Consider the following 13,172-nt stretch of genomic DNA (forward strand, 5'->3'; position numbering starts at 1 on the left):
TACTGGGATAACACCCGGGAGAGTAAGTCGTTGCCTTTCTTTTAACAAAGCCTTGATAGCAATATCAAGGCTTTTTTGTTTTATAGCCTTCGGGCAAGTGGGGGTTGGAAAGGAAATATCTGAGAAAGGGACGAGCCTCCTCCAGGGTCTCTGGCCCCAGGTAGTAGCCTGCTCTTTATCCCGCTATGGCGTTAGTGAAGCAAGGTTCAGCGTGACCTGCTTTAGTCCCGGTCTTGTCGAGACCCTACTATCGGGCCGCTCCTGAACGGCATGATGGATGGCAATACTACTGAATAACGCCGTCGGTGATAACAATAGTGTTGTTCCCCGAATTCGGAATGATATCATACCGCCGCAACGGTACAATCGCCGGAGGCGACGTAGGATTCCCGCCAAAGTCGAACGTAGACGAGCAGCACGGATCGACCATATAGAGCCCTGACGAATGCACTTCCACCGTCGAGCAAGCCTCGTACGGATGAAATGTGCAGTTCCGCTCAAATGCATAGTATTCCAACGAATTGGGCACCCGGTAGAGGATCACCCCACGAACACCGATCTCATTGATATACATCCATCCCTTCGTGCGCAGGTCGTTATACGCCGGCAGGTTCAGGTTAACAGGATAATCCGGAAAGGAAGCCGGAGCGATCGCTTCATCACTCAGATCGGAAGAGCAGGCGCCCAGCAAAAGCAGAAAAAACAAAGACTTACGCATCATACTATTTCGGAAGGTCCGGGTAATCATAAAACCCCTTTCCGGTCTTGCGCCCCAACTGCCCCGAAGCAATCTTTTGTTGCTGCAGGCGGCTGGGCCGGAACTTAGGATCATGATGAAAGCCCCTGAAAATCGTTTCGGTTACAGCATAGTTAATATCGATGCCGATCAGGTCCATCAAAGCAAACGGCCCCATACGAAAGCCCGTAGCGTGTAATAGCTGATCGATACCCTCGATCGTACACACCCGCTCTTCGGCCAGCTTCAGAGACTCGGTGTAATAATGCCGGGCTACGCGATTAACGATGAACCCGGGCGAGTCGGCCGCCAGTACGGCTGTCTTATGTATACGCTGGCAAAAGTCTTTTAGTGTGTTGACGGTCGAATCACTCGTCGCGGTGCCGCGGATGATCTCCACCAGCTTCATAGTTGTGGCGGGATTAAAGAAATGAAGTCCGGCAAACTGCCCCGGATATTTCAGCGGCGCGGCAATCTGCGTAATGGCAATGGAGGATGTGTTGCTGGTGAGAATACAATGCGGGTCGTTCAGCTTCTCTACCTCTACCAACAATTTCTGTTTTACCTCCAGTTTTTCAATGACCGCCTCGATGACCAGGTCTACCTGCAGTAACCGGAAGTCGCTGGTAGGAACAATGTTCTGTAAGGCAGCCTCGCGCTGGCCGGCAGTGATCTTCTCTTTTTGAACCGACACGTCCAGGCTGTGCGCAATAGCATGTACCGCGCCCTTGACGAGCTCGGGTTGAATGTCGTACAGAAGGACTTTAAAGCCGGCCTGGGCGCATAATTGCGCAATGCCCTGTCCCATGGTTCCTGCTCCTATTACCGCTATGTGCTGAATAGGAGCCATGGTTACGCGATGCCGCTGGTGTTGAATTGTTTCAGAAAGCGGATGTCATTTTCAGAGTACAACCGCAGGTCGTTGACCCGGTAGCGTAGCTGCGTCACACGCTCGATGCCCATGCCAAAGGCGAAGCCGGTGTATTCCTCCGGATCAATGCCGCAGTTGCGCAGCACATTGGGATGGACCATGCCGGCACCGGCAATTTCCACCCACCCGCTGCGCTTACACACCACGCAGCCCTCGCCTTTACAGATCAGGCAGGTCACGTCGATCTCGGCGCTGGGCTCCGTAAACGGGAAGAAAGAAGGGCGGAGCCGTAACTTAACATCTTTGCCATACATCTCTTTGGCAAAGTGGAATATCGTCTGTTTCAGATCAGCAAAGCTGACGTTCTTATCCACATACAAGCCTTCAACCTGGTGAAAGAAGCAGTGCGCACGCGCCGAGATGGCCTCGTTGCGATACACCCGTCCCGGCATGATCGCACGGATCGGCGGTTTCTGCGACTTCATCAAACGGATCTGTACGTTGGAAGTATGCGTACGCAGCAGCACGTCCTGTGGCGCACCGGCAACGCCTTTCTTTTCAATGAAGAACGTATCCTGCATTTCGCGTGCAGGGTGGTTCTCGGGGAAGTTCAGAGCAGAGAAATTATGCCAGTCGTCTTCAATCTCCGGACCATCCGCCACGTTAAAGCCCAGCCGCTCGAAGATCTCGATGATGCGGTAGCGTGTCAGGGTCAGTGGATGCAGGTTGCCCGTAGTGTTGGGAACGGGGGGCAACGTCAGGTCCAGGGCGTTGGCGGAAGCGGTGGAAGTCTCCACCTGCTCTTGCAGGGCACTCAGCTTCGCTTCAGCTGCCTGCTTCAGCTCGTTCAGGATCTTTCCGGCCGTTTTCTTTTGCTCGACAGGCATCTGCTTGAGCTCTTCAAACAGCTCGCCCACGACACCTTTCTTGCTGGTATACCGCAGGCGGTACGCTTCCACACCCGCCTTGTCCGTGGCGTTGTAAGCGTTGATCTCCTGCAATAACGTCTGAATCCTTTCTTCCATTACACCAATGCGTAAGCCTCAAAAATACAATATTGCGCTGGAATCCCTAACCTTCTTCCTCTTCAACTTCCCGCTCCTCGATCTCCCGCTCGTCGACCTCTTTCGTAGAAAGTCGTCCGAGGATCATTCGGTCGAGCGTCACACTGAGGATAAAAGATAACACGATCACTCCCGTCAACACATAACGCTCCGAGAAATCGCGGAAGATCAGGGCCAGGCCGATGTACACCACCTGGGTGGCACCCAGGATTATGGTGGTGCGGCCGTGTGTCATACCCAGGCGCATGATGGCGTGGTGCACGTGGCTCTTGTCGGGCTTGAACGGCGACTGCCCTTTCAGCAAGCGCAGAATGACAATGCGCAACGTATCCACCAGGGGGATAATGATAAAGCACGATGCCGTCGCGACCGACGCGTTGAATTTGTACGGCGAGTATTCCGACAGATTGTAGTTCAGGTCGATAAACCGGATGGTCAATATGGCGAGCATCATCCCGATCACCAGCGCCCCCGTATCGCCCATGAAGACTTCGGACGGCTCCCAGTTAAAGATCAGGAATGCAAATATGGCACCCACCATCGCGAACGACAGAATGGAAAAGATCGAATCGTTGATCAAAAAGAACCACGTACCAAAACCGGTCAGCGCCAGGATGGCAATCGTCCCCGCCAGACCATCCAGACCGTCGATCAGGTTAAAAGAGTTTGTTATCACGATGATCGTAAAATACGTCAGCATATAGCTGATGATGTCGGGCAGCTCGTGCACGCCAAACAAACCATAGAACGACTTGATGCGAAGGTCAAACAAAAAGATCAGCAGCGATGCCGCCATGATCTGCCCCATCAGTTTGATCATGGCCCGCAGCGGAACTAAGTCGTCGCGCACCCCGATAAAGAATATGACAAAAAGGGCTACGAGGATAAATTTGATATTGCCCCAACTCTGGATGTCGATCCAGATCAGAGACGAAATAAAAAAGCCCAGGAAAATGGCAATACCCCCCATTGAAGGCGTATCGCGTTTGTGGATCTTCCGACGGCCGGGGATATCCACCAGTTTTTTCCGCAAAGAGAACTTGATGATCACCGGAACGATCAGGAAAGCTATAACAAACGAAGTAATTGCAGCGGCTAGCTGGATTGCCATAAAATCAAATAACGAGCAAAAATAAAGGTTTTGTACATTTAAACGCCGTGTTTGGCGTAAAAGTCGAGGATGTTTTTGCACACATACCGCACCTGTTCTTCCGTCAGTTCGGGGTAGATGGGCAAAGACAACACCTCACCCTGCAACCTGCTGGACACGGGAAAATCCTCCGGATGATGGCCCAGGGAATGATACGCCGGCAGATTGGGAAGCGCCACTGGGTAATGAACGACGGTTAGGATGCCGTTGGCCTCCAGATATTGTTTTAACGCATCGCGGTGCCTGGCCCGGATGGCGTAAATGTGATACGTATGAACCGTATCGGGCCGTACCACCGGCAACACAATTTCCTCCACCCCCTGCAGCAAGCCTTTGTATAGATCGGACAGCGCTATACGCCGCGCATTCCAGCGAGGCAGATGCCTTAGCTTGACCGAAAGGATCGCGGCTTGCAAAGCATCCAGCCGGCTGTTGAACCCTTCAAAAAGATGATCGTCTTTTACCAGGGCGCCATGGTTGGCCAGCCGGCGCATGCGTTGCGCGAGTGTTTCGTGACGGGTGACGATACACCCGGCGTCGCCGTAGGCACCTAAATTTTTGGTCGGGTAAAAACTAAAGGCCGCAGCATCACCCCACGTGCCCGCATAACGTTCGCCGTCCCGGGTGAAGTGCGCCTGGGCGCAGTCTTCGATCAGGTGCAGTGTGTGTTGCCGGCAGAGCGCCGCCAAAGCAGCCATCGGCGCCGACTGCCCGTACAGATGAACCACCACGACGGCAGCCGTGCGGTCCGTGATCTTCTCGGCAACCCGCAGCGGGTCTAACGTATAGGTCACAGGATCTACGTCGCAGAAGACAACCCGTGCACCGGCTTGCGTAATGGTTTCCGCCGAAGAGATCCAGCTCATCGCCGGTGTAATGACCTCGGCCCCCGCCGGTAGGTCAAGCGCAGCGAGGATGGTATACAAGGCATCCGTGCCGTTACCGACGCCGATGCAGTGATTGATCTGCAACGCCTTGGCAAACTGCGCCTCAAACCCCTTAACGGCATGCCCCCCGATATACGACGCCTGCAACAGCACATCTTTCACCTCCGTGTCTACTTCCGGTTGGATGGACATATACTGCGCATGCAGATCGATAAAGGGAACCTTCATTGCACCGTATCCTTTCGTGTTTTCCATACTGCCTTGACGAACCGGAAGTTACTGGTAGTGGCCCGCTCGAAGAGACGCAGCGGTTCTAAAAAGAACCGGAACAACCATTCCAGGTAAAACTTCCGGAAGATGTAGGGCGCCACCAGGTTTTTACCGGCAAAGAAGTCAAAGGCACCACCGCAGGTAAAGAACGCCTTTGCCTGTACATCGGCGATGTTTTCTTTTACCCACGTTTCCTGGAAAGGCATACCGAAGCCCACAAGGATCACATCCGGCTTCACGGCATTGATGTGGTCGATCACGATCTTGTTCTGTGGACTGCTTTTTTTCTTGTCGAAGTAGCCGTGGTGATGGCCCACGATGCGAATGTTAGGCTCGAAGGCTTGTATGCGGCCGATGGCCTTTTGCAAGGTGGTCTCTTCCGAACCGAGAAAGTATATCGTGAAATTATTTTGTGCCAGAAAACGGGCAAAGCTCCAAAACCATACGTTGTAAGCGATCTTCTGCGGCACCGGCTGCCGGGTAAGCTTGGCCGCTAATTGTACACCGGCCCCATCGCACATCACATAATCCACGGTGTTGTTGAAGAACTCTACCAGCCACGGGTCCGTTGTATTGGCCAGCTCAATCAGACGGGCGTTGGCGTGCAGGAACATCTTTCGGTCCGGTCCCTGAATGGTTTGCTTAACCTGCTCGTGCAACGAATCCACCGTAAAGAGGTGTACAGGAATGTTGGCTATAGAAATTTTCGGTATCATGTCGTTCGTCATACGTCAGGCGGTTAACTTCCCGGGTTGATGTTGGTGATGGATGTGTCCCCAATACAGGGAAGCCACAAAGCAAAATAACGTAACACCCTTTTGAACGTTCAAAAAACATTCCGTCAGGCATACCGCCAGAAAAACGAAAAAAGCAATGCTGAAAAGAAGGTCGCGCGTTTTCAGGCTCTGGTAAAGCGGAGATACCAGGCACAACAGCGTTATGCCCAGCCCCAGGAGGCCAACCTTTGCCCAAACGTCGAGGTATTGGTTGTGAGCACTATAATTACGAAGCTCTTCCAGTCGGCCGAGTCCCTCATAACAGGCATTCATCCTGGCCTGTACATCGCCAATACCATGCCCCACCCACGGACTCTCCCGGATCACACCCGCCGCACAACCCCAGTGCAAGGTACGGTAGTCTGCAGCTCCGTCCCGCCCCGAAGCGGCATGTACAACGCCATCGAAAGCGGACTTAAAACGCCAGTAAATAACGGGAGTGTTATACGCCGCGACCAATAGCAATACAATACCGCCCACCCGCACCAGCAGCTGCCGTCTGGAGTTGAGCTTGTACACAAAGGCCAGCGCCAGCGCCACCACAAAAAAGATCACCAGACCGATCTTGGCGCCCAGCAGAATAAGAAACACAAAAAGGAACAGCAGGATAAAACCGTATACTACTTTATTCGGCACCGTCGAAAAGTCCCCCCGCAGGAGCAACGTAAAGAATGCAAGCAACGTTACCGCCGCAAAATAGGTGGGGTGCAGCCCGATGTACCGGGTCAGGTTGCTATAAGAATATTCCCAGGTAAAGAAGCGGTCGAACGAGATGTCATTTGCGTGAAAGTGCAGGACGTTCTGCACCAGGCAATAGACCGCAGCACCGCAGGTGGTGGCGACGAGTAATATGCCGATCGTTCGGAGCGCTTTGGCATTGAGCGTCGCGGCCGTGGCAAACAGTACCGGAAACAGCAGGAAGTATATACCGGTTTCAAGGATCTTAAAGGCGTAACGCCGATCCTCGCTATAGAGCATGCCGATCAGCAACACCCCGTAATACGCCGGGTATAGCCAAAGCGCTTTGCTGGCCTTCGCCTTCTTCACCTTGGCTGACAGCGGATTGCTGAGCAGGCCCAGCGCGCAAAGCACGAGGATGCTGAAGTTTGCCCACTTCACCGAAAAAGGGTACAACACCATGAACGCATAGATGCTGTACGGCAGCATGCGCTCCGCAAAACGATGCACCTTGTCAGGCAATGCTACGCTCATGTTTCTTCAGGTATACCGTTTTGCAATAACTCACCAGGAAAAGAATGCCCAACGACATCGACAACTGGTCGATCATGTTTTCGGAAAGCATGGCAAAAAGCAGGCTGTAGATATAATACCGGAAATACCGGACCTTCGGATCGACTTTTTCGAGTGACCGCAGGTAACGCAACACAGCCCGCAGGCAGATAAAGAACAGGATCAATCCCAACAACCCAAAATCCACCAATACGGCAAGATAGTCGTTGTGAGTGCCCGGCGCCTCAAAGATCCCGGTCAGGCTACCGGGGTATCCGTTCAGGAAGATGGACCGGTGCGTGCCGATGCCCAGGCCGAAGAGCCACTTGAGCGGCGAGTCGAGCAGGGAGATATAGGAAGTCCACGCTTCCCACCGCCACAGGATAGAAGAGCCCGAGTGCAGCTCGAAGGTGTCTGTATTGAACAATATCGCGAGGCGATCCTGGATCGCATCAAGCTTGATCACAAACGCCGCCAATGCCATGGGAACGATCACCACGGTAGCATAGTAGAAAAGTTTGCTTTTATACCACCGGTTCGATACACCTACATAAAATAGAAAGAGCAGGTGGGCGAGCGTCATCGTAATACTGCCGGTATACAGCAAGATCACGTATTGCGCCAGCAGCAGCAGCCAGAACTTCGGACCTTTCTCCTGTACGTACAGCACGATCGTGATGACGATAAAGAAATGCATGAACGCCGCCAGCGTGTTGGGATTGCCAAAGGGACCGATGAGGCGATCCACCCCCTGGATGTTTTCAAAGCTCGACGTTGCGATCTGCAAAAATGTGATCAGAAAGATGAGCAGAATAGCCGGGAGGTAAAAGATCGATTTAATACGATGCAGGTCGCGCTCCGAGCGCACGAAGTTCCAAAAGAAAATGGCGATCAGGATCTCCATCAGGTAACGCATGATCACCACGCCGATGCCCGTATAGCTCATGCCCACCTGATGAAAGGTGTGCACCGCCCAGCCAGTATAAAACACCATCAACAGCGCCACGGCCACCAGTACTTGCTGCAGCGCAAACCGGACCTGAAGCTTTCTGCGAAAAACAATGCCACCCGTCATCATCAGGATCAGCAACGCCGACGCTATGCGATTGTAGTCGTTCTCCGGCAACTCCGCCCAGCCTACGGCCGTAATAGAACGCGGCAACTCGGTGAAAAGGCGTATCAGCAATACCCAGAGTACCGTCATGAAGAAAAAAGCGTTAGCAGAATACGAGTAGCTACGCATGCGGGGTAAATTGAAGACCGTGAAAATTAGTCAGAAATTCGTACAATCGCTCGTTACAGTCTTTTTCTGTCAACTTTTCCTGGAGGAGCAGCGCCCGGGTAGCAGGTTTCTTTACGGCCGCCACAGCCTGCGCGCGTATCAGCGCCTGGCGGACGTCGGCCACCGCCGGGTTTACGACAAACAGGCCGTAGGCCTCCAGCGCCTCGACGGTGTAAAGCTCCAGCAGGTTTTCCACCAGCCCGATCTCTTTTGTGGCGATGATAAACCGGTCGGCCGCCATGGCTTCCAGCAGCACCAGCGAGTAGGTCTCATACATACCCGTGAGCATCACGACGTGGCTCTTGTGGTAGGCCGCCGGCATATCGGGGTGGGCAATGTGGCCGCCTACGGTAAGGTGAAAAGTGAACGGCAGGTTCTCTATGGCCCGCTCCGTCAGGGCAAAACCCTTTTCAGGCCGTCCGGGATTGTGCGGAAAGAAGATCTGGAATGGAGCACCCGCCTTCAAGTCATGTTGCCCGGGGCCACTAAACGCCTCGGGATCCACTCCCAGGTAGTTCTGCTGCACATACCGTTGCGCCAGGGCCGTGTTGGTACGTTGGCGATTGTTCAGCACCAGCAGCCTGTCAAAGAACGGCAGGGGCCACTGCAGGAATTTGGTGTAGCGTACTTTTTCTTTCGTGCTCAGCATGTCGCTATGCGCCCGCACAAACTGCCAACCCAGCACAGGCTCCGTTTCGTGTAGCGCCAACACCGTGGCAGCACCCTTCTTGCCATAAAACCAGCGCGACAACACAAACGGGTAGGCGCAGATCACATGGTTGACATATACCACCGAGTATTTGTTCTGCCGCATAAGCCGGCCGATGCGGAGAATGTTCTTCCCATACGCCAACAGCCCACCGGTGTCGACTTCGTACAAATCGACATTACCGCCAGACAGCCGCCAGAGCGCTTCAAACTGCCGCTGAAGGACGTCCGACCACTTGACGGTAGTAGGCTTCTTTTTGATGTATAGGATCTTCGCCACTGCGTACAATTACTTTAAGGCCAGAATGCCGGCCACCATCTTTTTGAAATCTTCGTGCCCCATCCAGAGTGAGCCTTCGATCGACCCGGCATACAGGTTTTGTATGAACTTCACCGGTTCGTTCGGGGGGCGCGTGGGCGATAGCAGCTTGTCGAATACCTCGCTCATGTTTTTGGTTGCCGGGAAGTTGCCGTAGACTACATACGGCCAGTGGCCGATGACACACGTGGGCTTGCCCATGATATAGCTTTCCACGCCTACTGTGGACGATACAATGATAACACCCTGGCTGCTCTTCACAACATCAAAGCTGTTGACCTTTGCGTGAAGCACCACGACGTTGCGCAGGCGGCTCAACCGGCGATAGCTATTGATCGAAAGGTGTCCTTCGAGGCCTGGGTGCGTCTTCACATAGAGCTTATATCCGGCAGGTAAATGGGCCGCCAGCTTCTCGATAGCCCCTGCCTGGTCGATGTACTCGTAGTTTCGGATGTATAGCTCCGACTCGGCATCGACATTGAAAGGATAATAAAAATACTTGTCGTCCTTGTTGAAGTCGTGGAACGTGCCGGCAACCCGGGTATAAAAGTCTTTGATCCTGCGGTCCACCTGGAGCGTCCATTTGCTGGCAAAATAGGCGCGGATGATGTTCCAGTTGCCCTCCTTTATCAACGTGAAAAATTTCTTTACCAAGGGGGTCCGAACATAACGCCGTTTCTCGGTCTCGTAGAAGATCACAGGCTTACGCTGGATCTTGTCATCGATAAACTTCTGCGCATCCCCGGGTGCCATGACGCGCTTCTCCTGCGGCTCGAGCATGGTGCGGAATTCGTCAGCGTATAAATTGATCGTGTGTGGAATAAACGTCTCGCCCAGGTAGATGACCCGTATCTTTTTCTCGTCGGCAATTAACGACGCGCAGCGCCGCACAACCTCACCGCCCTGCACGGCATGTAACACGATGCCGATTTTATATTCTTCCAACACGCGCGCGAACGCTTCTGCATAGCGGTAAGCATAGCGGATAATGTGGTTATTGCTCTGTCCATAGTAGGCTCGCTCGGTAGACACATATTTAACCATGTCGTCTATACCCTTCTTCCGAAAATACCCATCTATCGCTGCGCGCGAAGGCGTTTTCGCGGGAAAGTAATCGTTGAGGTAGACCGCATCGACACCTTGCTTTACCAGCACGTTGTATTCGTTGGGGTTGGGCGTGATGATCAGACAGCGCTTGCCCTGAGCCTGGATGGTGAAATACCAGTCGGCCGCCAGTATTTCCTCGTGGTATGAGCTAACGATCGCTATATCAAATTCTTTCATGAATAATTTTCTTTTGTGTGTAGTAGACGATGGTGCGGATGGTCAATATCAGCAGCATGGCGACGATGGTCGACAGCGTGGCGCCATAGAGCCCCAGGACGGGTATAAGCCAGATATTTAAACCGATGTTGATGATCGCTCCAGCCAGCGCGCTATAGAGCAGCGCGCGGTCGAAATGTTTGGCGTAAAGAATGGTCTGTACTACCACCTGCACGGCAAACATGATCACCTGGAGCAGCATCAGGTAGAATAAGCTGATTTGATCCAACAGTTCCTTACGATTTATAAAGTTGAGAAGAGGATTGATCAATACTACCGCGGCGCCGCTGGTAATGATGGCCAGACCGATACATTGCCAAAGGAATCGTTTGATCACGTCACGCTTTTCGGCTTCCGGCCGATCGAATTTAAATACGTTGATGACCCGTGGATAGTATTGCGCCACGAGCACACTGGTGATCAGCGTAGTGGGAACACTGGCGATGCCATAATAAAAGCTATAAACGCCAACCTCTGTCTTGCCCAAAAAATAGTCGATCAGATACCGGTCGGAGAAATCCATTGCCTGCTGGGCAATAGAAATAATCAAAAAAGGAAATGCAACGACAATGCCCTGCCGGATCCACGCGATGTTCAACGTCACACTCCGGAATCTCAGAATCCGCAGCGTCCACAGTTTCCACAAGCCGAAAAAGAATGACAGGACGGTGCCGGCCACCCACGAACCCAGGATAAGGTGTATATTGATGTCCCATCCAAACACCGTGGGCAACAGCAGTAGCGGGTATACCCACAAGCCACTCTTGAGCAGGTAAATGAAATTGGCAAATTGTGATCGTTCCAGCGCGATCAAAATGCGAAAGCACTCCTGCGACATCTGATCGAATATGGTGATCAGGATAAAATAATGCAGGACCTCCAGGGGAACAAAGTCCAGGATAACCAGCAGGGGGCTTAACAGCAACAGGAACGAAAACCCTGTAAAGTGGAACGCCAGTTGATTGAAGACGTGACCGGCTACCACGTCGGGCGATTCACCGACAATCTGTCGCAGGGAATAGGCGTAGAACTCAAAACCTATTACATATACCGACCAGGCCACCGTTACAGCAACGATGTTGTATAGACCGAGGGCTTCCAGCGACATCTCCTTGCTGATGTATACCACCAGCAGGAACTTTGCAAAAATACCCCCGACCCGGAAGCCAAAATTGAACAGCGTGCCCTTTACATTTTCGAAGGAAATCCCCTTTAGGAAATTGGTGATGGTAGGCATGCTATAAACAAGGTGCTGCGATCAAAAAACTTATTTCACCTTGTAGCGCTGGTACACAAACGGGTAAGCGCTTGCAGCAGCCGTAAACTCAGGAGAGGCCTTGTCGATATCGAAGTTCTCTGCATTGATGCCGAACAAGCTGTTGGTGAATTCGAACTGCAATAATAAACGATCCGCACGGCTCAGACTTTTTCCTTTGTGGAACCCGCTCGTATCCACCGCAAGGATGGCGCCACGCTTGCCGGTGATCTCGATGATCTTGTCGGCAGGGTAAGCCTTTGCGATCTCGGCATCCTCGATGCGACCATCGCGGCGTACAGATTCGGGGAATCCGTTATTCGAACCTTTTACATAACAATGCGGTCCGGTTTCAGTATCGACATCTGTGAGGTAGAAGAAGAATTTCAAAAATTTGATCCGCTCCATATCCCAATGGTATAATTGAGCCACTTCCGAGGAAGCTTTTGCAGAGGCCGTCGACCACCACATCGAGATCAGATCGAGGATAGGCTTGGAACCGAGGAAAGCCTGGGATACCGCCAGAATGCTGGGATCGGCAATGAGCTTCTGGATCACCGGATCCTGTACCAGGTCTTTTTCAAGAAATTGATACTTGATGGTTCTCGGAGCATCCCGTTTGAAGAAGTCTTCACCCGGGCCACCGTCTTTCGGTTTGGGGATCAGGTTTGCTTTCGTGCGATAAGAAAGTTCTGTCAGGGAGGCTATAGTAGCATCGTCGAGGAAAGCCGGGAATACGTAGTAGCCCTCTTGTTGAATTTGCTGGCTGATTTTTGTCAGGTCGCTGGTGCTCAGGTTTCCCAACACGCCGTTGGTAGCGCTTAACGTATAACCAGGGTTGTTTTTGGCAATGCGTTCACTCAGCCTTCTATTGAACTGCGTATTCGAAGTATAGAACAATTTTCGCAGGCTCAGGTACGAATACAAGGGGGTCTTGTTAAAAATTTTGTACCAATAATAGCCGGCCCAAAAAACGAGGCTGGCGAGCGCTATCTTAACGTTTTCTACCATATAGATTAAACAATTTTTATGCTGTTGAAGCCGAGAAAAAGTCTCTTGTCGTAGGGAATCGCAAAAGTAATAAAAGAAAAGGGATTAATTCTCTCGTCGACCGGCGCCTGACCGGTCAGATGTACGTTTAGGTCGAAGGTTGCACCTTGCAGGGTGTACGTTCCTATCAAATGGCCGTCAACCGAAACCGCGACCGTAACAGGTTGCGTCCCGGTAATAAACCCACGACACTGAATCGTACCGGTCGACGTGGTGGGTATGGCTACGGTGCTCTCTTCGAAGGCAAACAT

General features: G+C 52.4%; 12 protein-coding genes. All 12 read right to left on the reverse strand.

Translation table 11 applies throughout. The features are described 5' to 3' along the window. Nucleotides 1-286: 286 nt before the first annotated feature. From KK078_RS26710 to KK078_RS26765, 12 genes are read right to left on the reverse strand one after another with little or no spacing between them, the layout of a single operon-like run. On the reverse strand, nt 287-721 hold the full coding sequence (locus KK078_RS26710) for a Rieske (2Fe-2S) protein (RefSeq protein ID WP_254093402.1): 435 nt from the start codon (nt 719-721) through the stop codon (nt 287-289). A gap of 1 nt (nt 722) precedes the next feature. Beyond that, nucleotides 723-1,586 (reverse strand): 3-hydroxyacyl-CoA dehydrogenase NAD-binding domain-containing protein, encoded by an 864-nt coding sequence (locus KK078_RS26715; protein WP_254093403.1) that lies wholly within the window; start codon nt 1,584-1,586, stop codon nt 723-725. 2 nt (nt 1,587-1,588) lie between these two features. Then, nucleotides 1,589-2,632, reverse strand: a complete 1,044-nt coding sequence (gene pheS, locus KK078_RS26720) for a phenylalanine--tRNA ligase subunit alpha (RefSeq protein ID WP_254093404.1) — start codon at nt 2,630-2,632, stop codon at nt 1,589-1,591. Nucleotides 2,633-2,678: 46 nt separating this feature from the next. Beyond that, nucleotides 2,679-3,782, reverse strand: coding sequence for a glycosyltransferase family 4 protein (locus KK078_RS26725; protein ID WP_254093405.1), 1,104 nt, complete (start codon nt 3,780-3,782; stop codon nt 2,679-2,681). 38 nt (nt 3,783-3,820) lie between these two features. Then, the gene (locus KK078_RS26730) at nt 3,821-4,936 is read right to left on the reverse strand and encodes a DegT/DnrJ/EryC1/StrS family aminotransferase (protein WP_254093406.1); all 1,116 of its coding nucleotides are present in this window, start codon (nt 4,934-4,936) and stop codon (nt 3,821-3,823) included. Then, nucleotides 4,933-5,706: a WecB/TagA/CpsF family glycosyltransferase gene (locus KK078_RS26735; RefSeq protein WP_254093407.1), complete on the reverse strand. Its 774-nt coding sequence runs from the start codon at nt 5,704-5,706 to the stop codon at nt 4,933-4,935. Before KK078_RS26735 ends, KK078_RS26730 begins: the two co-directional genes overlap by 4 nt. A gap of 3 nt (nt 5,707-5,709) precedes the next feature. Next, nucleotides 5,710-6,966 carry an O-antigen ligase family protein gene (locus KK078_RS26740; RefSeq protein WP_254093408.1) on the reverse strand — a complete coding sequence of 419 codons (1,257 nt, stop codon included), beginning with the start codon at nt 6,964-6,966 and terminating at the stop codon, nt 5,710-5,712. Further along, on the reverse strand, nt 6,947-8,188 hold the full coding sequence (locus tag KK078_RS26745; protein ID WP_254093409.1) for an O-antigen ligase family protein: 1,242 nt from the start codon (nt 8,186-8,188) through the stop codon (nt 6,947-6,949). The genes KK078_RS26740 and KK078_RS26745 overlap by 20 nt, the downstream gene beginning before the upstream one ends. Before the next feature lie 31 nt (nt 8,189-8,219). Then, nucleotides 8,220-9,254, reverse strand: coding sequence for a glycosyltransferase (locus KK078_RS26750; RefSeq protein WP_254093410.1), 1,035 nt, complete (start codon nt 9,252-9,254; stop codon nt 8,220-8,222). 9 nt (nt 9,255-9,263) lie between these two features. Beyond that, a complete protein-coding gene (locus KK078_RS26755) occupies nt 9,264-10,577 on the reverse strand; it encodes a capsular polysaccharide export protein, LipB/KpsS family (RefSeq protein WP_254093411.1) in 1,314 nt (437 codons plus the stop codon). Beyond that, nucleotides 10,564-11,853, reverse strand: coding sequence for an oligosaccharide flippase family protein (locus KK078_RS26760; RefSeq protein WP_254093412.1), 1,290 nt, complete (start codon nt 11,851-11,853; stop codon nt 10,564-10,566). Before KK078_RS26760 ends, KK078_RS26755 begins: the two co-directional genes overlap by 14 nt. Before the next feature lie 30 nt (nt 11,854-11,883). Then, entirely contained in the window at nt 11,884-12,882 is a 999-nt protein-coding gene (locus KK078_RS26765; RefSeq protein ID WP_254093413.1) for a phytanoyl-CoA dioxygenase family protein, read from the reverse strand. Nucleotides 12,883-13,172 lie beyond the last annotated feature (290 nt).

The sequence above is a fragment of the Dawidia soli genome, from assembly GCF_018598185.1.
Taxonomy (GTDB): Bacteria; Bacteroidota; Bacteroidia; order Cytophagales; family Cyclobacteriaceae; genus Ohtaekwangia; species Ohtaekwangia soli.